The organism is Variovorax dokdonensis (assembly GCF_030316895.1).
Classification (GTDB): domain Bacteria; phylum Pseudomonadota; class Gammaproteobacteria; order Burkholderiales; family Burkholderiaceae_C; genus Variovorax; species Variovorax dokdonensis.
The window spans coordinates 365,551-384,320 of sequence record NZ_JASZYV010000001.1 but is presented as its reverse complement, the minus strand read 5'-3'; the positions used below and the strand labels follow the sequence as shown (position 1 = coordinate 384,320).

Sequence of the window (18,770 nt, the reverse complement as noted above, 5' to 3'; positions counted from 1 at the left end):
GCCATGACGGCCCTGCCCTGGAGCGCCCCCACCCCACAGTCTTCGCTCGAAGGCTGCGGCCTTTGGACCATGGACCTCGATGCGCCCGTGCCGCCGGCCGCGCTCGCATGGCTGAGCGATGACGAGCAGGCGCGCAGGGGCCGCTTCGTGTTCGCGCGCGATCGGGACCGGTTCGGCGCCGGCCGCGCCGCGCTTCGCTGGTTGCTGGGGACCGTCCTGGACCGCGATCCCCAGTCGCTGCGTTTCGACTCGGGCCCGCACGGCAAGCCCTTGCTCGCCGACGATCCGCTGCTGCCGTTCAACGTGAGCCACAGCGGCGGCACGGCACTGTTCGCCATCGACGCCGGGCGGCGCCACGGCGCCATCGGCGTGGACATCGAACTGCGGCGCTCGGTGCCGGACGCGTTGCCTCTCGCACAAGGCCTGTTCGATGCTCGCGAGCAAGCCGACCTGGCCGCCTGCGCGGCAGGGGCTGAGCGCGATGACGCCTTCCTGCGCGCGTGGACACGCAAGGAGGCCTGCCTCAAGGCCGTCGGCGCGGGCTTTTCCGCCGGCAGCATCCCCAGCACCGGCATCGACGACGCGCCCCGCCACGTTCAGCTTCACGATGGCAGACAGGCCTGGCTTCAGGCCGTCCGGTGCGCCCAGGCGATCGCGGCGCTGGCCGTCATCGGACGCGGAGATTCACCATGACACCCTTCTATTTCGGACCCAGCGGCCGAAGGCTCTATGGCGTCTACCACGCCGCGGCGCCCGGCAAGCCTGCGCGAGGCGGCGTCGTCGTGGCGGCGCCCTTCGGTCATGAGGCCATTCGCGTGCATCGCTTCAACCGGCTGCTGGCCGACCGCCTTTCGCGCCAGGGCATCCCGGTGCTTCGCTTCGACTACTTCGGCACTGGTGACTCCGCCGGCAGCGACGAAGACGCCAACATGGACCAATGGGCCGCGGACCTGCGCGAAGCGCACCGCGAACTGCTGCGCCGCATCGGCGACCTGCCGGTCACCTGGTTCGGCGAACGACTGGGCGCGAGCGTTGCCTTGAGAGCCGCGGCGCAGTCGTTTCCGCGCGTGCGGCGCCTGGTGCTCTGGGAGCCGGTGTTCGACGGCCGCGCCTACCTGGCCGAACTGGGCATGGCACAGGTCGACGAGCTCGATCTGGCCTTCTGCATTCCCGATGCAAGATGGCGACGCGCCATCGAACAGGACCCGCTGGCCTTCTCGAACGAAAGCCTGGGCTTTGCCATCGCACCGGCGTTTCGCGATCAGATCCTGGCGCTGCGGCCGGACGAACAGGACCCCTCCATCCCGTGCCCCGTCACCGTGATCGCGCGCGGGCAGGACTGGGCAGCCGGGCAGTGGTGCAGTGCCGCCAAGGCACACGTACAAGGCGACTTGCGCCATGTGCCTTTCGAGCACTCGCTGATCTGGACCTCCAACCCCTTTGCCAACAACGAGGTGGCGCCTGCAGCCGCGCTGCAGCAGATGCTGGGAGAACTGACATGAGCATCGAAGAATCGGTCGTGGCCTTCGGGCCCGACAAGACCCTCATTGGCATCCTGACGCCCTCGGCCATCGCGGGCCAGCGTCCGCGCGTGGGCTGCCTTCTGCTCAACACCGGCGTGAACCATCGCGTCGGGCCGCGCCGGATCAACGTCAAGGTGGCCCGGCAATTGGCTGGCGCCGGCATACCCTGCCTGCGCTTCGACATGACCGGCATCGGCGACAGCCGGGCTTCGAGCGGGCGCGAGGACTACCAGCAGCAGCAGCTCAAGGACATGCATGCGGCGCTGGACGAGTTGCAAGCCAGGACGGGGCTCACGCAGTTCCTCGTCTACGGCGTGTGCTCCGGCGCGGCGAGCGCATTGCGCATCTCCCTGGCCGACCCGCGGATCGTGGGCGCGCTGATGTTCGACGGCTACGCGTTCCCCAGCATTCCCGTGCGCGCGGAGCGCAAGTTGCGGCGTGGCCTGGCGTTTGCGTTCAATGCGTCCCTGCGCCGCACCTACCCGGCCTGGCGCGACTTCACAGGGTGGCTTGCCTCGCCGATGGATGCAGCGGCCCGATCGCGCCTGCTCGCGCACTGGCGCAAGCCGCCTGCGCCCGAAGAGCAGCAAGGCGCCATCTTCTCCACCGGCATCGCCTACTACGGCCCCGAGCAGCATGCGGCCGACCTTCAGGCGCTGGTCGATCGCGGCGTGCAGGTCTATGCGATGTTCTCGGCCATGCTTCACGTGGTCGACCGGAACAAGGACATGCTGAGTCAGCTTCGCGGGCACCCGTGCCTGCAGCGCATCCGCTATCGCTTCTGGCCAGAGCTCGACCACACCGTGACCCAGGTGCAGGCCCAGCACAAGTTGCTCGACGAGATCGAGCAGTGGGCGGTCGAGGTCGCGCAGAAGCTGGCGCCACCGGGTCCTGCACGATCGGTTCCCGCCGTGGCCATCGTCGATACGGGCCGAACGCAGCCCGCCCAGAACCTGGCTCGCGTCGCCGCCTAGCGCGCCGGGGCGCCCTGGGTTTGCAGGTCCGTCAGCGGCCCGCTGCCGCTGTACCGGTCCAGCGCCAGGTAGATTGCTGGCGTGATGTACAGCGTCACCACCTGCGAGAACAGCAGCCCGCCGACCACCGCGATGCCCAGAGGCTGGCGCAGTTCGGCGCCGGCGCCCAGGCCCAGCGCGATGGGCAAGGCACCGGTCGCCGCGGCCAGCGTGGTCATCAGGATGGGGCGGAAGCGCAGCCGGCAGGCCTCGCGGATTGCCTGCACCGGCGTCATGCCCTCGTTGCGCTGAGCGTCCAGCGCGAAGTCGATCAGCATGATCGCGTTCTTCTTGACGATGCCGATCAACAGCAGGATGCCGATGGTGGCGATAAGCGTCAGGTCGAGCCGGAACAGCACCAGTGCCAGCAGCGCGCCCACCACCGCCGAAGGCAGCCCCGCCAGAATGGTGATGGGATGGATGTAGCTTTCATAGAGCACACCCAGCAGCACGTAGATCACCAGCACCGCAATCACCAGCAGCGCGGCCTGGCTGCCCTGCGAACTCTTGAACACCGCCGCATCGCCGCCGTAGCTCGTGATCACCGAGGACGGCATCTTGATCTCGTGCGTGTAGCGGTCGATGGCGCGGGTGGCATCGCCCAGCGGCGCGCCGGGTGCCAGGTTGAAGGACACCGTCACGGCCTCCAACTGGCCCTGGTGATTGACCGCCGTCGGGCCGACGGTGCGCTTGACGTGGGCGATGGCCGACAGCGGAACCAGTTGGCCGTTGCGGCTGCGCACCGACAGTCGGGCCATGTCGTCCTCGAACTGCCGGTCGTCGTCGGCCGCCGAGAGGATCACCTGGTAGGTGTTGCTCGCGCCGTAGATGCTGCCGATCTGCCGATCGCCGAATGCGTTGTAGAGCGCACCGCGGATCTGTCCGATCGGCACGCCGAGCACGCCCGCCTTGTCGCGGTCGATTTCCAGCGTGGCCTGCAGGCCGCTGTTCTGCGAATCGCTGGTCACGTCACGGAAGATCGGGTCTTCGCGCAGGCGGGCCATCAGCTTTTCGGACCACTCGGAAAGGTCGCCCGAGTTCACGCTCTGCAAGGTGTATTGGAAGCGAGCCTTGCTCGCCCGTCCCCCAAGCCGCAGGTTCTGCACGGGTTGCATGTACACCGCGATGCCCGGCACCGTCCGCACCCGCTGGCGCAGCGACTCCACGACCTTGGGCATGGAAGCGCGTTCGCCGCGTGGCTTGAGCACCAGGAACATGCGCCCGTTGTTCTGCGTGGACGACGATCCGCCGACACCGACGAAGGAGCTGACGTAGTCGACGTTGGGGTCGTCGCGGATGACGGCGGCCACGCGCTCCTGCAGTGCCTGCATGGCGGTGAAGGAAATGTCTTCGGAAGCCTCGGTGGAGATGGAAATCTGGCCGATGTCCTCGTCCGGGAAGAAGCCCTTGGGAATGACGATGAACAGCCATGCGGTCAGCGCGAATGTGCCCAGCGCCACCGCCAGCATCAGCGGCCGGCGCGCCAGCGTCCAGTCGAGCGTGCGCATGTACAGGCCATGCACCGCCCGGTAGCCGCGCTCGAAGCCGCGGCCGACCCAGGTGCCCGGCTCGGGATGCGACTCCTCGTGGTCATGCGCATCGACCGTCTGGCTCCCGGCGTCACCCGCATGGCCGCCCGGCTTGGCGCGAGCCATGGGCAGGCGGCTGGCCAGCATCGGCACCAGCGTGAGCGACACGATCGCGGACACCAGCACCGCCAGGCCCACGACGACCGCGAATTCGTGGAACAGCAAGCCGATCACGCCCGGCATGAAGAACACCGGGATGAACACTGCCACCAGCGACACCGAGATCGAGATGATGGTGAAGCCGACTTCGCGCGCACCTCGAAGCGCCGCCGCCATCGGCGGCATGCCCTTTTCCACGTAGCGCATGATGTTCTCGAGCACCACGATGGCGTCGTCCACCACCAGGCCCACGGCCAGCGTGATGCCCAACAGCGAGACGTTGTCCAGGCTGTAGCCCAGGCCCCAGAGCAGGGCCACCGCGCCGATCAGCGAGATGGGGATGGTGGCCGCCGGGATCAGCGTCGCCACCAGGCGGTGCAGGAACAGGAAGATCACCAGCACCACCAGGACGATGGTGCCCACCAGGGTCAGCTGCACGTCGTGCACCGCCTCGCGGATGGAGATCGAGCGGTCGTTGACCATGCGGATCTCGACCGACGACGGCAGTTGCGCCTCGAAGCGCGGCAGCAGCGCGCGCACCGCGTCGACGACCTGCACGGTGTTGGCATCGGGTTGGCGGTCGACCGCGAGCGAGATCGAGGCGCGACCGTTGAAGCTGCTGCCCGTCTTGATCGATTCGTAGCTGTCCTCCACGGTCGCCACCTCGTCGAGGCGGACCGGCGCTCCGTTGCGCTGGGCGATGATCAGGCGGCGAAAGTCCTCGGCGCGCTGCAATTGCTCGTTGGCCTGGATGGTCAGAGTCTGGCGCGGGCCGTCGAGCACGCCCACCGGTGTGTTGGCATTGGCCGAGTTCACCGCCGAAGCCAGTTCGTCCAGGGTGATGTTTCGCGCATTCAGCTGGTCGGTCTTGACCTTGATGCGCACCGCGAAGCGCTTCTGACCGAACACCCGAACCTGCGCCACGCCATTGATGGTCGACAGCGTGGGCGCGATCAGGTTCTCGGCATAGTCGTTCAGCTCGGCCGGCGACATCGACTCCGACATGAGCGCGATGAACAGCACCGGCGCATCCGCCGGATTGACCTTGCGGTACGAAGGCAGCTCGGTCAGTTCGGCCGGCAGTTGCCGTTGGGCGCGCAGGAGCGCCGCCTGAACGTCGACCGCGGCGGCGTCGATGTCGCGGTTGGTGTCGAACTCCAGCGTGATGGAACTGTTGCCCTGGGTGTTGACCGAGCTGATGGTCGACAGGCCGGGGATGGTGGAGAACTGCTTTTCAAGCGGCAGCGCCACCGATGACGCCATGGTGTCGGGGCTGGCCCCCGCCAGCCGTGCCGTCACGCTGACCACCGGCGTGTTGTAGCTGGGCAGCGCCGCGACCGGAATGCGCATGTAGGCATAGATGCCCAGCAGCACGACGGCGCAGGACAACAGCACCGTCATCGCGGGACGGCGTATGCACAGCTCGGAGATGTTCATGACCGGCTCCGCGCCGCCGCCTGGTCGCCGCCGGACCCGGCCGGTGTGCCCGCCGCGTCCGCCGCATCCGCCGGCATCGCCGGGATCGCGGAGGCCGCCTTCGGCCCACGCGGCACCGCTGCCGGCGATGGTGCGCTGGAGGCCGGCACAGGGCTGGCCGACGTCGTCTCGATGCGCACCTTGCCGCCTTCACGCACGTTCTGCTTGCCTTCGACCACCACCTGCTCGCCGGGCTGCACGCCCAGCACGGCCATCTGCGTGCCGAGCGACTGCAGCAGTTCGACCTTGCGACGCCGGGCAGTGCCGGAATCGTCCACCACGTAGACCGTCATGCCGTCGGCCAGTTGCATCAGCGCGGCGGCCGGAATGACCGTCGCGCCGCCGATGGTGCGCACCGTCACCTGGGTCTGGACGAACTGGCCGGGCCACAGGCGCTGGGCGTCGTTGTTGAAGACGGCCTTGGCACGCACGGTACCGATCTGCGGATCGACCGCGTTGTCGACGAAATCGAGCACCCCCTGCACCGGCGCCCGCCCCGGCACGATCGCCTCGACCGGCGCGCGGCGACGCGCGGCGTCCAGCAGGTCCTGCAGGCGCGCCTCCGGCACGGGGAAGCTCACGGCGATCGGGTCGAGTTGGGTGATCGTGAGCAATGTGGTGGTCGGCTGCACCAGGCTGCCCGGATAGATGGCCACCGCACCGATGCGCCCGGCAATGGGCGCGCGCAGCGTCGAATAGCTCAGCGACACCTGCGCCGCCTGCACGGCGGCCCTGTCCGCAGCCACCGTGGCGCGCTGCGCCTCCAGCTGGGCCTGCACGGCGTCGGTGGCGCTCCTGGAGATGAAGTTCTGCGCCATCAGTTCGCGGCTGCGCCGGAACTGCCGTTCGAGATCGGCCAGCGTGGCCTCATCCTTGAGCTGCTGCGCCTTCGCCTTGGAAAGGTTGGCCTGATCGGCCCGGTCGTCCAGAGTGAACAGCAACTGCCCTTCCTTGACGAACTGCCCTTCCTTCACGTGCACCTCGCGCACCGTGTTGGTCACCTGTGGGCGCAGATCGACGCTGTTGAGCGAGACCACGCTGCCGTTGACCTGCACCGTGACCGGCACGTCGCGCTTTTCGGCGCGCGCCGTGGTTACCAAGGCTGGCCGAGCCGCTGCCGCTGGCGCGCCAGGAGCAGCGCCAGCGCTGCCGCCCGCGGAGCCGGTACCGGGACGAACGGCGATCCACCACCAGGTGGACAGGCCCAGCACGGCGACGGCCAGGAGAGGCAGGATGACTTTCTTCTTCATGGGACGAAATACAACAGCACAAAGCGGGCCCGGACGATAGTGTTAATGATTGCAACGTTTAAGGCCGACGTCTGCCTTTCGGGCATCGGCGGCCGTAAAGATAAGTAAAGCCGACCGGCGTGGACGCTTCGCCGTGCTCATTAGAATCTCGCCCTCAGCCTCTGGATATACCCCATGAACCGCTGCCTGCCCCACGCACTCATTTCCACCTTCCTGCTGCTCGGCGCCCTGGCGCCCCTGGCGAACGCCCAGACCCAGGCGATCGACCTGCCGATCAACACCCAGAACGAGGCCGCCGCCGGCGGACGCAACTTCCCGCCCGGCACGCTGCGCGGCGAAGCCACGTTCCTCACGCCGCCCTTGCTGGAGCTCGATGGCAAGCCCACCCGTCTGTCGCCGGGCTCGCGCATCCAGAGCGCCCAGCGCATGCTGGTGCAGCCGGCTGCCCTCGCAGGCCAGAGCTTCGTCGTGAACTACACCCGTGACGCCACCGGCGGGCTGCGCGACGTCTGGCTCTTGAGCGCAGAAGAAGCCGGTGCCAAACGCGCCGGCGCCGAAAAGCCTTTCCTCAATTTCTGGCCCTTCGTCTCGAACTAGCGCAGGCGGGGCCGGGCGCGGCGCTGAGCTGCGCAACCAACCCTGATCGAACTGCCGCGGGCCCGGACGAACGGCCCGCGACGATGTCGCCAGGCAAGAACGCACGCGGGTTCAGGCATGTCCCGCTCGTGCATCTGGCGCCGACCTTGCTTCCCCCTTGAATCACATGCCTGCACCCAGGACGGGCCCCATGACCAGCACCCACAAGAAAGTCTTCATCAAAACCTTCGGCTGCCAGATGAACGAGTACGACTCGGACAAGATGGCCGACGTCCTGGGCGCGGCCCAGGGCTACGAGCCCACGCAGGACGTGGAGGAAGCCGACCTGATCCTCTTCAACACCTGTTCGGTGCGCGAGAAGGCGCAGGAGAAGGTGTTTTCCGACCTCGGCCGCGTGCGCCACCTGAAGGAGCGCGGCGTGTTGATCGGCGTCGGCGGTTGCGTGGCCAGCCAGGAGGGTGAGGCCATCATCGCCCGCGCGCCCTACGTCGACGTGGTGTTCGGTCCGCAGACGCTGCATCGCCTGCCCGACATGCTGGCGGCGCGCGAACGCGAATTGCGCCCGCAGGTGGACATCAGCTTCCCCGAGATCGAGAAATTCGATCATCTGCCGCCGGCGCGGGTGGAAGGCGCCACCGCCTTCGTCTCGATCATGGAAGGCTGCTCCAAGTACTGCAGCTACTGTGTGGTGCCCTATACCCGCGGCGAGGAAGTCAGCCGCCCGCTGGACGACGTGCTGGTCGAGGTGGCGGGACTGGCCGCCCAGGGCGTGCGCGAAGTGACCCTCCTGGGCCAGAACGTGAACGCCTACCGCGGCAGGATGGGCGAGACGAGCGAGATCGCCGATTTCGCCCTGCTCATCGAGTACGTGGCCGAGATCCCCGGCATCGAGCGCATCCGCTACACCACCAGCCATCCCAACGAATTCACGCCCCGGCTCATTGAGGCCTACGCCAAGGTGCCGCAACTGGTGAACCACCTGCACCTGCCGGTGCAGCACGGCAGCGATCGCATCCTCATGGCCATGAAGCGCGGCTACACCGCCATGGAGTTCAAGAGCACGGTGCGCAAGCTGCGCGCCATCCGCCCCGACCTGGCCTTGTCGAGCGACTTCATCGTCGGCTTCCCGGGCGAGACCGACGACGACTTCGCCAGGATGATGAAGCTCATCGACGACGTCGGCTTCGACGCAAGCTTCAGCTTCATCTTCAGCCCCCGCCCTGGCACGCCGGCCGCCCAGTTGCCCGACGACACGCCGCACGACGTCAAGCTGTCGCGGCTGCAACATCTGCAGAAGGTGATCGACGACAACGTGCGCCGCATCAGCGATACGCGCGTGGGCACCCTGCAGCGCGTGCTGGTCGAAGGCACTTCTCGCAAGGACGCCCGCGAGTTGATGGGCCGCACCGAGTGCAACCGCGTCGTCAACTTCGAAGGCGATGCGCGGCTGATCGGCCAGATGATCGACCTGCGCATCACCCGCGCGCTCTCGCACACCCTGCGCGGCGAAGTGCCCACGCGCGAAGTGCAGTCTCAGGCGGTCGCCGCCTGATGCTGCGCCTGGGCTCCTTCCGGCAGCTGCTGCTGTTCGCGTTCCTCGTCATCACCGGCTTGCTGGTGGGGGTGGCGCTGCGCTCGGTGTTCCAGTACGACGCGCTCATGACCCAGAGCCGCGACGCCGCCGCCCGTGCGCTCAGCCTGTCAGGCGCGGCGCAGTCGCTCGCCGAGCGCAGCGCAGCCATGGAGCGCGCTGGCCGGCAATCCCTGGTGCTCAACGACGCCGTGCTGCGCCGACGCTTCGAAGACGCCACGCGCGACGCCTACGGCATCGTGCAGCGGCTCGTGGACAACGGACTCGCACCCGAAAGCGCGGACCAGTGGCGCAAGCAGAGCGGCGCCATCGAAGCGCTGATGGTCGGCCCGCAGGAAACCGCGCTGGCGCGAGAAAGCAGCATGGCGGTGCAGTTTCGCGACCTGGACGCCCGCAACACAGAGCTGGCGCAGCAGGCCCAGTTGCTGATCGAGGCCCAGAACAACGCGCTGGCCGAACGCATCGAAAGCGCCCGCATCCGGCTGATGCGCGAAGTGCTGGCCGCCAGTGCGCTCGCCCTGGGCCTGGCGTTGGCCTTCGGCGTGTGGCTGGCGCGACCCTTCAAGCGGCTGGAGCGGGCGATCGTCGGGCTGGGCGAAAACCGGCTGGACGAGCCGATCGACATCCACGGCCCCGCCGACGTGCGGCGCGTGTCCGAGCAGCTCGAATGGCTGCGCCTGCGGCTCACCGAACTGGACGCGGACAAGGCGCGCTTCCTTCGGCACGTGTCGCACGAACTCAAGACACCGCTTGCCGCCCTGCGCGAAGGCGTATCGCTGCTCGAGGACGGCGTGACCGGGGCGCTGAATCCGGCGCAACGCGAAGTCACCACGATCCTGCAGCAGAACACGGCGTCGCTGCAGGCCCAGATCGAAGCGCTGCTGCGCTTCAACGCCGCGGCCTTCGAGGCCCGGCAGCTCAAGCGCGAACGGGTGGATCTGCTGCCGCTGATCGAGGAACAGGTGCATGCCCAGCGCCTCCAGTGGCAGGCGCAGGGCCTGTCGGTGCGCGTCGCGGGTGAGGACATCCGCCTGACGATCGATCCCGACAAGGTGGGCACCGCCATCGCCAACCTGCTGTCGAATGCCATCCGGTTCTCGCAGCGCGGCGGCACCATCCGCTTTACCGTGTCCAGTGCGCCAGGCGTGGCCCTCATCGACATCGTCGACGCCGGGCCGGGCATCGCCGACGGCGACCGCGAGCGGGTTTTCGAACCCTTCTTCCGGGGCGAGCGCCAGCCGGAATACGCCGTCAAAGGCTCGGGTATCGGCCTTTCGATCGTGCAAGAGTACATTGCTGCCCATGGTGGCCGCGTCACCTTGCTGGACGATGGCGCCGGTGCGCACTTTCGCATCGAGCTGCCGCGCTCCGCATGACACCCATTCGCCACCCTTTCTGCCTCCCTATCTTCCATTCATGACGTTCCTGTCCGTTCGCCGTGCCGCGCCCCAAGGCGCACTTCGTGCGACCTGTGCGCTTCTGGCCCTGGCCGCCGGCGCCCTGCTCGCCGGCTGCGCCGTTCCGGCCAAGCAACCCGCGCCGCAGACTCAGAGCCCGGCACCCGCGATCGCCCCCGTGCCGGTCATCCCGGTCGAAGCCGAGCCGAATGCGCCAGCCACGCAGCCGGCCATCAATTTCATCGCTGCCACCTACGGCCAGACCGCCGCCGCATTGGCCTATGCCGACAAGGTGCGCACGATGTCGAGCGGCCAGCTCGCCGCCGAGATCAACCGCCTGGGCGACCCGGGCGACGTGCCCCTGGCGCAAGTCCAGCTGGGACTGGCGCTGGCGCAGACGCGCAACACGCCTGAACTGGCTCGAGCCCAGGGCCTCATGCAGCGTGTCGCCACCAACACGACCCCGGAAGCCCAGGATCTGGCCCCCCTGGCGCGCCTGCTCGCCGCCCGCTACGGCGAACAGCGCCGGGTGGAAGACGACCGCGACAAGCAGGCCCAGCAGTTGCGCGACAGCCAGCGCCGCATCGACCAGCTCACCGAACGCCTGGAAGCATTGCGCGCCATCGAACGCAGTTTCAGCCGCCCGAGCCATGTGGCGCCTCCCCCCGCCGCCCCTGCCAACGGAGGCGCCAAGCCATGACCGCCGCGGACGACAACACCGAGGCCACGCACCAGCGAGCGCGGCTGCTGGTGGTCGACGACGATCCGGACATGCTGCGACTGCTGTCGCTTCGCCTGACCGGCGCCGGCTACCAGGTCACGCCCGCGACGTCGGCGGAAGCCGCGCTCACGCAGTTGGAGATCGAGCACCCGCAACTCGTGCTCAGCGACGTGCGCCTGCCCGGCCGCGACGGCCTTCAGCTTTTCGACGAGATCCGCAAGAACCACCCGACCCTGCCCGTCATCCTTCTGACGGCGCACGGCACCATCCCCGACGCGGTCGAAGCGACGTCACGAGGGGTGTTCACCTACCTGACCAAACCCTACGACGCGCGCGAACTGCTCGAGAAGATCGCCCAGGCACTGGCGTTGAGCGCGCCCTCGGCGTCACCAGCCAAGGGCACCGACGAGCGCTGGCGTTCCGAGATCGTCAGCAGAAGCAACCGGATGGCCGAACTGCTCGCCGAAGCGCGCATGGTGGCCAAGTCCGATGCCAGCGTGCTGCTTCGCGGTGACAGCGGCGCCGGCAAGGAGCTTCTGGCCCGCGCCATCCACAAAGCAAGCGCGCGGGCCGCCAAGCCGTTCGTGGCCGTCAACTGCGGGGCCATTCCTGAGGCGCTGCTCGAATCGGAGCTGTTCGGCCACATGAAGGGCGCCTTTACCGACGCCCACGCCAACCACAAGGGCCTGTTCCAGCAGGCCGACGGCGGCACGCTGCTGCTCGACGAGATCGGTGACATGCCGCCTGCCCTGCAGGTCAAGCTGCTGCGGGTGCTGCAGGAGCGCGCGGTGCGCCCGCTGGGCGGCAGCCAGTCGATCGAAGTGGACGTGCGGATCATTTCCGCCACCCATCGCGACCTGGACGCCGCCATGGCGGCGGGCCAGTTTCGCGAGGACCTCTACTACCGTCTCAACGTGGTGACATTGAACCTGCCGTCGCTGGCAGACCGCCGCGAGGACATCCCGCTACTGGCCAACCACTTCCTGCAGCGGCTGGCAGGCAAATATGGCAAGCGCCTGTCCGGCTTTGCGCCCGAGGCGCTGAAGGCGCTGGCCACCGCGCCCTGGCCGGGTAACGTGCGCCAACTGTTCAACGTGGTCGAACAGGTGTGCGCCCTGTCCACCTCGCCGCTGGTGCCGCTGGCCCTGGTCCAGCGAGCGCTGCGCGTGCCGACCGTCGAGGTGCAGACCTACGCTCAGGCCAAGCAGCGCTTCGAGCGTGACTACCTGGTTGGCCTGCTCAAGCTGACCGACGGAAACGTGGCCGACGCCGCGCGGCTCGCCGATCGCAATCGCACCGAGTTCTATCGACTTCTGCAGAAGCACGAACTGACGCCCGGCTCGTTCAAAGCGGACGGCGCGCAGGGCTCCGGCGACCCCGTCGCCGATGAGCGACAGGGCTAAGTTGTTGATTTAAAAAGCAAAGCTAGCCACCCCAGGCTGCTGTGTCGCCGTCCGGCGACAAAAACCGGGGGTTTTCGGGCCAAGCGCCGCAACCGGCCCGAAAAATCGACCTGATTTGGTCGTAACTTGTTGATGTGTCTAAGGTTTTCTGGGCTGGCACGGGGTTTGCCCCTAGAGAGCCATGATGACCATTTCCGGCTCCTCCGCAGCACTGCGTTCCCCCCTGCAGGGCTTGCGTCACAAACCCACTTCCTTCTTGCGCCCCCGTGTGGCCGGGCCTTCGGGCGCCGCTGCCCTGGCCAGCCATGGGATGACTGCCGACAGCGTCTTCAAACGTCTTCCTGCGATCGGCGACACGCCGGTGCGCGACAAACAAGCTTTCTAAAAGGGCTCCACGAATCATGAAGCCGAACGACTTTTCCCAGCTGCGTGTGCTGGGCACGGAAGACCTTGTGGTCTCCACCCGACCGGTCGTGCGTGAAGAGCGCCATCCGAATTCCGTCACCGCCCCGCCGGTGCATCGTGGCTCCATGACGCCCCGCCCTTGGCGCGGCTTCTGGAACAGCGTCGGCACCGGTCTGCTGGTGCGCCTGGGTGCCGGCCGCGCAGAAGCGAAGGCGTCACCCGCTGTCGCCAAGCAGCCGTGGCAGCGCGCCGCCACTCAGCGACGCATGGTGTTCACGATGCTGACGCTGCTCAGCACCGTGCTGGCGGCCTGGCTTTTCGCCGGCATCCAGCCCGACTACGACAGCGCCCTGCTCGAATATGGCCAGATCGCCCTGTACGCCGTTCTTTCGGGCTGGGTGGTTTCCGGCTTCGTGACCGCACTGATGGGTTTCTACGTCTCGGTGCGCGGCGACAAGCACGCGCTGTCTGCCAAGCAGGTGGCTCATCTGCCGATGAACCCCGAGGCACGCACGGCGATCATCATGCCGATCTGCAATGAGGATGTGGCTACCGTGTTCGCCGGCCTGCGCGCCACTTGCGAATCGGTCGCGGGCACGGGCCATGCGCGCCAGTTCGATGTGTTCGTGCTGTCGGACACCAACAAGCCCGAGGTCGTCGCTGCCGAGCGTGCCGCGTGGGAAGACCTTCGCGCCACGCTGGCCGAGCATGGCCACGACGTCGAGGTCTACTACCGCCTGCGCACCCGTCGCACCCATCGCAAGGCCGGCAACGTGGCGGATTTCTGCCGCCGCTGGGGCAAGGATTACCGCTACATGGTCGTGCTGGACGCCGACAGCGTCATGAGCGGCGACTGCCTCACGTCCATGGTCAAGCTGATGGAAGCCAACCCGACGGCCGGCATCATCCAGACGGCCACTCAGGCCATCGGCCATGTGACGCTCCATGCACGCGCCCAACAATTCGCTTCGCGCGTCACGGGTCGCCTGTTCACGCTGGGCATGCAGTTCTGGCAGCTGGGTGAATCCCACTACTGGGGCCACAACGCGATCATCCGCGTCGAGCCTTTCATGAAGCATTGCGCCCTGGCGCCCATCAAGGGCAAGGGCGGCATGTCCGGCGGCATCATGTCGCACGACTTTGTCGAGGCAGCGCTGATGCGCCGCGCCGGCTACCACGTCTGGCTGGTGGCCGACCTGGTGGGCAGCTACGAGCAACAACCGCCGGACCTGCTGGCCGAGTTGCAGCGTGACCGTCGCTGGTGCCAGGGCAACCTGCAGAACGCGCGCCTGATGGCCGAGCCCGGCATCCATGCCGTTCACCGCGCCATGTTCGTCACCGGCACGATGGCCTATGTGTCTGCTCCCCTGTGGCTCGCGTTCATGACGCTGGGCACCGCCCTCTGGCTGAGCGGCTCGAGCCTGTTCTCGCTGTGGAGCGCTGCCATGCCGATGGAACTGGCCGGTCTGTGGGCCTGGACGCTTTGCCTGCTATTCCTGCCGCGCGTCCTGGGCGTCGTCGCAGTGCTGATGCGCGGCGAGCAGCGCCAATACGGCGGCGTCTTCGGGCTGCTCAAGAGCTCGGTGCTCGAAGCCGTCCTGGCGATTGTTCAGGCACCGGTCCGGATGTTGGCTCACTCCCTGTTCGTGCTGGTTGCCGTGACCGGTATCAAGCTCGAATGGAAGTCGCCCCCCCGGGAAGCCGCTGCTGTGGGCTGGCGCGATGCCACCGCTTCGCTGGCCCCCATGAGCAGCGCCGTGGCCATCGCTGCCATCGGTGTCGCTCTGGTGGACGCTTCTGCGCTGATCTGGCTGATGCCCGTGGCCCTGCCCTTGCTGATGGCGATTCCGCTGACGGTGATGAGCAGCCAACTGGAACTTGGTGCCCGCATGCGGGATGCTGGCTTCCTGCTGATTCCCGAGGAATCTCGTTCGCCCGCTGTGCTGCGTCGTGCTTGGCGTCACGCCATTCGCCTGGCCAAGCCAGCACTGGCCACGGCTTGATTCATCCCGCCGTTGCTGACTGAGAAGGCCCGCTGATGCGGGCCTTTTTCATACCCCGGGGCCCGCTGATTTGTTCAGCGTGCGCATCGCGCGCCGAACGATGTAGGCCGTCGCGGGTGATGCGCTTTCGATGCCCCAGCGCTCGCACAGTTGTACGACCCAGGCTGCCTGAGACTTGCTGGCGTCGTTGAGCCAGTTGGCCACCGAATCCTGGACATAGCGGCTTGGATCGCTGCGCAGCAGTTCCAGCAGATCCTGCGCGCGCCAAGGCTCATTCCTGAAGTCTGCAATGGGCGCGCACCAGACGCCCCTGGGACGCGTCAACTCGCAGGCGAAGCGGCGGATATTGGGGTCGCCATCGCACGCCAAGGGCAGCAGCGCGTCGATCGCCGCGTCCGGAGCCGCGATCACCGCATCGCGCAGTGCCATCCATGCAAACTCCCGCACCCCGAAATGAGGATCGGCGGCAAAGCGCCTCACGGCCGACAACCTCGCCGCCAATAGCAAGCCGGAAAATGCGATCCACTGGGTTGCCCATGCACGTGCCACATCGCTGCGATGCGTGGCCAGTCGGTGCGCGATGGCATCGCGCGAAGCCGCATCGGCCTGGGTACGCACCATCTCGTAAAGCGCACGGGCCACGTGGCCGTGCCGCTGCATCGGCTTGAAGGCATCGAGCATTGCCAGCGCGTCGCCCAGGCGTTCGTCGCTCGGGTCCAGCCCGACGTCGCGCGCGACCCCGGGCGCAAGCCGGCTCAGGTCGATCGCCAGGAATTCGTTGAGGTTGACGGTTTCGATCAACCCGTCATTGAGTGCGTCCAGCACCTCGGCTGGAATGAGCGCAATCCGGAAAGCGCCCTTGCGCGCCAGCAGATGTTCGACAGCGCGCGAAGCCATGCCGCGCGGACGATCAAGCGGCCAGCAGCGTCTTGATATCCGCGGCGATGTCGGCCACCGGGCTGCCGTAGCGCACGTAGAGACGCAGGCGACCTTGTGGGTCGTACATGTACTGAGCGGCCGAATGGTCCATCGAGTAACTGGTGGGCGTCTTGCCGTCGACCTTCTTGTAGTAGACCTTGAAGTCTTTCGCCACCGCGACGAGTTCCTGAGGCGTCGGAATGAGGGCAATGAAGGTCGGGTCGAAGGCACCCATGTAAGCCTTCATGACCTCGGCCGTATCGCGCTCCGGGTCGACGGTCACGAAAACCACCTGCAACTTGTCGCCGTCGGCGCCCAGTGCCTTCTTGACCTCGGTCATCTCGGTCATCGTGGTGGGGCACACATCCGGGCACTGGGCATAGCCGAAGAACAGCACGACCACCTTGCCCTTGAAGTCGGCGAGTGTCCGCGTCTTACCGTCGGCATCCTTGAGCGAGAAGTCGCGCGCATATTCGGCACCGGTGATGTCGACCGCCTTGAAGCTCTTCTTGTCGCCGCCGTCCATGCAGCCGGCAAGGGTGCCCAACATCGGCGCGGCCGCGGCGGCGGCCATCCACTTGAACAGGGTGCGCTTGCGTTCGGATGTGACGGGAACGGACATGGCTGGCTGAATTTCTAGTAAGGGATGTAGTGATCCACCAGCAGAGCGGCAAAGAGCACGCTCAGATGGATCAGCGAAAAGCGGAAGGTCTTGCGCGCCAACGCATCGGAATAGTGGCGCCACAAGGCAAAGGCATAACCGGTGAAGCCCAGGCTCACCGCGACGGCCACTAGAAGGTAGAGCCAACCGCTCATGCCGTACGCGAAGGGCATCAGGCAAGCCGCGAACAGGATGAAGGTGTAGAGCAGCACCTGCAGGCGGGTGAACTCGTTGCCGTGCGTGACCGGCAGCATCGGCAGGCCGGCCTTGCGATAGTCCTCCACGCGGTAAAGCGCCAGCGCCCAGAAGTGCGGCGGGGTCCACAGGAAGATGATGAGAAAGAGGATAAGCGCTTCCGGCCCCACGTCGCCACGCATCGCGGCCCAGCCGAGCACCGGCGGCATCGCGCCGGAGGCACCGCCGATGACGATGTTCTGCGGCGTGAGCGGCTTGAGCACTACTGTGTAGATGACGGCGTAGCCCACGAAGGTAGCGAATGTGAGCCACATGGTCAGCGGATTGACCGCGAACCACAGCAGCGCCGAGCCGCCCGCGCACAAGGCTGCGGAAAAAAGCAGCGCCTGCCGGTCCCCCAGTTCGCCGCGCGCCGTGGGCCGCCAGGAAGTGCGCTTCATCTTGGCATCGATGCGCTTTTCGACCAGGCAGTTGAAGGCCGCTGCAGCACCAGCCACCAGCCAGATGCCTGCGCTTGCGATGGCAGCGAGCACGACGTCCGACCACTCGGGCACGCCCGGTACGGCCAGCACCATGCCGATGAAGGCGCAGAACACGATGAGCTGCACGACGCGCGGCTTGGTCAGCACGTAGTACTGGCGCATCAGGCTGATGCCGGGCTGGCCTTGGGCGGAGATGGGCGTGCTCATGGCTTGGATCCCCTGGATGCGCCGGCGCCCGCAGTGGCCAGTCGTGAGGCGGACGCTGCTCGAGTGTTCGCGTTCGCGGCGACGCGGTCCGTGGCCGTGGCACGGCGGCTTTCGCACAAGGCCCAGGTCAAGGCGACTGCCAGGGCGGCGGCCCCGCCGGTGTGCAGCAGTGCCGCCACCAGCGGCCAGCCGAGCAGCACGTTGCCGAGACCGGTCGCCAGTTGCAACAGTGCAAGGCCCGCCAGCCACTGCGCCTGCGCACGAAGCACTCCGCGGCGAAGCAGGCGCCACGCCAGTACCGCGATCGAGGCGAACACCACATAGGCCATCAGGCGGTGCACATAGTGGATGGCCGTCAGTGCCGCGAATTCAATGGGAACGCCGCTCGAATCGGTTCCCAATTCGCGCCAGATCTCGAAAGCCTGCGAGAAATTCATCGGCGGCCACCAACTCCCCTGGCACGTCGGAAACTGCGTGCAGGCCAGTACCGCATAGTTGGTACTGACCCAACCACCAAGGGCAATCTGCAGCAGGAGGACGCCGCCGGTCCAAAGCAACAGCGTTCGCAGCCCAGCTTCCAACGGGATGGGCGAGCGCAGGTTGGCCGCCTGGCTGTACCGCACCGCCTGGATGCACAGGAGCGCGAGCAGCACGACCGCCCCGAGCAGATGCAGGGTGACGATGGCGGGATAGAGGCGCCATGTCACCGTCAGTGCGCCGAACGCCCCCTGCAGGCACACCCACACCAACGTGGCCGCTGGCCACCATGCGCTGAGAGAACCGAGGCCGCGCGCGGCTGTTTGCGGTGAACGTCGCTCACGACGCCGCGCCACCCAGGTCGCGACCGCGAGCACGAGGATTAGGAAGCCGACAGCCGTCGCCAGGTAGCGGTGGACCATCTCGACCCAGGCCTTGGAATGCGTGACCGGCCCGGTCGGCTGTGCCGACTGCGCCATGGCAATCTCATGGCGCGCACCCATCGGGCTCGCATTGCCGTAGCAGCCGGGCCAGTCCGGGCAGCCCAGGCCGGAATCGCTCAGGCGCGTGAAGGCGCCGAACAACGTGAGGTCGAAGGTCAGGAACAACGTGAGCACCGTCAGCGCCTGCAGCCTGCGACCCGGACCATGGCCGCCATGGCGCCGCCAGACGTAAAGCAGCGGCACCATCGCGATCAGCACGCCGATGCCCAGGAGCCAGGCGACCGGTGCAAGGTCGTAAAGGGGAACGTCGTTCATCGCAT

16 protein-coding genes are annotated in these 18,770 nt (G+C 67.2%); 10 read left to right on the top strand and 6 right to left on the bottom strand.

The window, feature by feature from the left end:
- Positions 1-3: 3 nt before the first annotated feature.
- Genes QTH91_RS01775 through QTH91_RS01765 form a run of 3 tightly spaced genes read left to right on the top strand, consistent with a single transcriptional unit; the run spans position 4 to position 2,497 of the window.
- Positions 4-693 carry a 4'-phosphopantetheinyl transferase family protein gene (locus QTH91_RS01775; protein WP_286658321.1) on the top strand — a complete coding sequence of 230 codons (690 nt, stop codon included), beginning with the start codon at positions 4-6 and terminating at the stop codon, positions 691-693.
- Positions 690-1,502, top strand: a complete 813-nt coding sequence (locus QTH91_RS01770) for an alpha/beta fold hydrolase (protein WP_286658320.1) — start codon at positions 690-692, stop codon at positions 1,500-1,502. Before QTH91_RS01775 ends, QTH91_RS01770 begins: the two co-directional genes overlap by 4 nt.
- Entirely contained in the window at positions 1,499-2,497 is a 999-nt protein-coding gene (locus QTH91_RS01765; protein ID WP_286658319.1) for a serine aminopeptidase domain-containing protein, read from the top strand. The genes QTH91_RS01770 and QTH91_RS01765 overlap by 4 nt, the downstream gene beginning before the upstream one ends.
- Here QTH91_RS01765 and QTH91_RS01760 read toward each other — a convergent pair.
- Both QTH91_RS01760 and QTH91_RS01755 read right to left on the bottom strand, forming a co-directional pair.
- Complete coding sequence (locus tag QTH91_RS01760) at positions 2,494-5,661, bottom strand: efflux RND transporter permease subunit (protein WP_286658318.1); 3,168 nt, start codon at positions 5,659-5,661, stop codon at positions 2,494-2,496. The genes QTH91_RS01765 and QTH91_RS01760 overlap by 4 nt on opposite strands.
- Positions 5,658-6,950 (bottom strand): efflux RND transporter periplasmic adaptor subunit, encoded by a 1,293-nt coding sequence (locus QTH91_RS01755; RefSeq protein WP_286658317.1) that lies wholly within the window; start codon positions 6,948-6,950, stop codon positions 5,658-5,660. The genes QTH91_RS01760 and QTH91_RS01755 overlap by 4 nt, the downstream gene beginning before the upstream one ends.
- Before the next feature lie 174 nt (positions 6,951-7,124).
- On the opposite strand from QTH91_RS01755, the gene QTH91_RS01750 reads away from it, so the two are divergent.
- The 7 genes from QTH91_RS01750 (at position 7,125) to mdoH (ending at position 15,067) form a co-directional block, all read left to right on the top strand.
- Complete coding sequence (locus QTH91_RS01750) at positions 7,125-7,547, top strand: hypothetical protein (RefSeq protein WP_286658316.1); 423 nt, start codon at positions 7,125-7,127, stop codon at positions 7,545-7,547.
- Between the two features lie 190 nt (positions 7,548-7,737).
- On the top strand, positions 7,738-9,099 hold the full coding sequence (gene miaB, locus QTH91_RS01745) for a tRNA (N6-isopentenyl adenosine(37)-C2)-methylthiotransferase MiaB (RefSeq protein ID WP_286658315.1): 1,362 nt from the start codon (positions 7,738-7,740) through the stop codon (positions 9,097-9,099).
- Entirely contained in the window at positions 9,099-10,514 is a 1,416-nt protein-coding gene (locus QTH91_RS01740) for a sensor histidine kinase (protein ID WP_286658314.1), read from the top strand. The genes miaB and QTH91_RS01740 overlap by 1 nt, the downstream gene beginning before the upstream one ends.
- Positions 10,515-10,554: 40 nt before the next feature.
- Positions 10,555-11,235 (top strand): hypothetical protein, encoded by a 681-nt coding sequence (locus tag QTH91_RS01735; protein WP_286658313.1) that lies wholly within the window; start codon positions 10,555-10,557, stop codon positions 11,233-11,235.
- Positions 11,232-12,659 carry a sigma 54-interacting transcriptional regulator gene (locus tag QTH91_RS01730; RefSeq protein ID WP_286658312.1) on the top strand — a complete coding sequence of 476 codons (1,428 nt, stop codon included), beginning with the start codon at positions 11,232-11,234 and terminating at the stop codon, positions 12,657-12,659. Before QTH91_RS01735 ends, QTH91_RS01730 begins: the two co-directional genes overlap by 4 nt.
- 184 nt (positions 12,660-12,843) lie before the next feature.
- Entirely contained in the window at positions 12,844-13,044 is a 201-nt protein-coding gene (locus tag QTH91_RS01725) for a hypothetical protein (protein ID WP_286658311.1), read from the top strand.
- 16 nt (positions 13,045-13,060) lie between these two features.
- Positions 13,061-15,067, top strand: a complete 2,007-nt coding sequence (gene mdoH, locus QTH91_RS01720; RefSeq protein WP_286658310.1) for a glucans biosynthesis glucosyltransferase MdoH — start codon at positions 13,061-13,063, stop codon at positions 15,065-15,067.
- A 48-nt stretch (positions 15,068-15,115) separates the two neighbouring features.
- Here the strand turns inward: mdoH and QTH91_RS01715 are convergent, their stop codons facing one another.
- From QTH91_RS01715 to QTH91_RS01700, 4 genes are read right to left on the bottom strand one after another with little or no spacing between them, the layout of a single operon-like run.
- Positions 15,116-15,964, bottom strand: coding sequence for a DNA alkylation repair protein (locus QTH91_RS01715; protein WP_286658309.1), 849 nt, complete (start codon positions 15,962-15,964; stop codon positions 15,116-15,118).
- A 13-nt stretch (positions 15,965-15,977) separates the two neighbouring features.
- The gene (locus QTH91_RS01710) at positions 15,978-16,607 is read right to left on the bottom strand and encodes an SCO family protein (RefSeq protein WP_390368617.1); all 630 of its coding nucleotides are present in this window, start codon (positions 16,605-16,607) and stop codon (positions 15,978-15,980) included.
- A gap of 14 nt (positions 16,608-16,621) precedes the next feature.
- The gene (gene cyoE, locus QTH91_RS01705; protein WP_286658308.1) at positions 16,622-17,530 is read right to left on the bottom strand and encodes a heme o synthase; all 909 of its coding nucleotides are present in this window, start codon (positions 17,528-17,530) and stop codon (positions 16,622-16,624) included.
- Positions 17,527-18,765 (bottom strand): COX15/CtaA family protein, encoded by a 1,239-nt coding sequence (locus tag QTH91_RS01700; protein WP_286658307.1) that lies wholly within the window; start codon positions 18,763-18,765, stop codon positions 17,527-17,529. The genes cyoE and QTH91_RS01700 overlap by 4 nt, the downstream gene beginning before the upstream one ends.
- Between the last annotated feature and the right edge of the window lie 5 nt (positions 18,766-18,770).

What these genes read in the sequence shown, in the direction of transcription:
- QTH91_RS01750 (WP_286658316.1), top strand. Translation starts at nt 7,125, where the DNA reads ATGAACCGCTGCCTGCCCCACGCACTCATTTCCACCTTCCTGCTGCTC.
- QTH91_RS01760 (WP_286658318.1), bottom strand. Translation starts at nt 5,661, where the DNA reads ATGAACATCTCCGAGCTGTGCATACGCCGTCCCGCGATGACGGTGCTG.
- QTH91_RS01700 (WP_286658307.1), bottom strand. Translation starts at nt 18,765, where the DNA reads ATGAACGACGTTCCCCTTTACGACCTTGCACCGGTCGCCTGGCTCCTG.
- QTH91_RS01775 (WP_286658321.1), top strand. Translation starts at nt 4, where the DNA reads ATGACGGCCCTGCCCTGGAGCGCCCCCACCCCACAGTCTTCGCTCGAA.
- QTH91_RS01740 (WP_286658314.1), top strand. Translation starts at nt 9,099, where the DNA reads ATGCTGCGCCTGGGCTCCTTCCGGCAGCTGCTGCTGTTCGCGTTCCTC.
- QTH91_RS01765 (WP_286658319.1), top strand. Translation starts at nt 1,499, where the DNA reads ATGAGCATCGAAGAATCGGTCGTGGCCTTCGGGCCCGACAAGACCCTC.
- miaB (WP_286658315.1), top strand. Translation starts at nt 7,738, where the DNA reads ATGACCAGCACCCACAAGAAAGTCTTCATCAAAACCTTCGGCTGCCAG.
- cyoE (WP_286658308.1), bottom strand. Translation starts at nt 17,530, where the DNA reads ATGAGCACGCCCATCTCCGCCCAAGGCCAGCCCGGCATCAGCCTGATG.
- QTH91_RS01710 (WP_390368617.1), bottom strand. Translation starts at nt 16,607, where the DNA reads ATGTCCGTTCCCGTCACATCCGAACGCAAGCGCACCCTGTTCAAGTGG.
- QTH91_RS01715 (WP_286658309.1), bottom strand. Translation starts at nt 15,964, where the DNA reads ATGGCTTCGCGCGCTGTCGAACATCTGCTGGCGCGCAAGGGCGCTTTC.
- QTH91_RS01725 (WP_286658311.1), top strand. Translation starts at nt 12,844, where the DNA reads ATGACCATTTCCGGCTCCTCCGCAGCACTGCGTTCCCCCCTGCAGGGC.
- QTH91_RS01755 (WP_286658317.1), bottom strand. Translation starts at nt 6,950, where the DNA reads ATGAAGAAGAAAGTCATCCTGCCTCTCCTGGCCGTCGCCGTGCTGGGC.
- QTH91_RS01735 (WP_286658313.1), top strand. Translation starts at nt 10,555, where the DNA reads ATGACGTTCCTGTCCGTTCGCCGTGCCGCGCCCCAAGGCGCACTTCGT.
- QTH91_RS01770 (WP_286658320.1), top strand. Translation starts at nt 690, where the DNA reads ATGACACCCTTCTATTTCGGACCCAGCGGCCGAAGGCTCTATGGCGTC.
- mdoH (WP_286658310.1), top strand. Translation starts at nt 13,061, where the DNA reads ATGAAGCCGAACGACTTTTCCCAGCTGCGTGTGCTGGGCACGGAAGAC.
- QTH91_RS01730 (WP_286658312.1), top strand. Translation starts at nt 11,232, where the DNA reads ATGACCGCCGCGGACGACAACACCGAGGCCACGCACCAGCGAGCGCGG.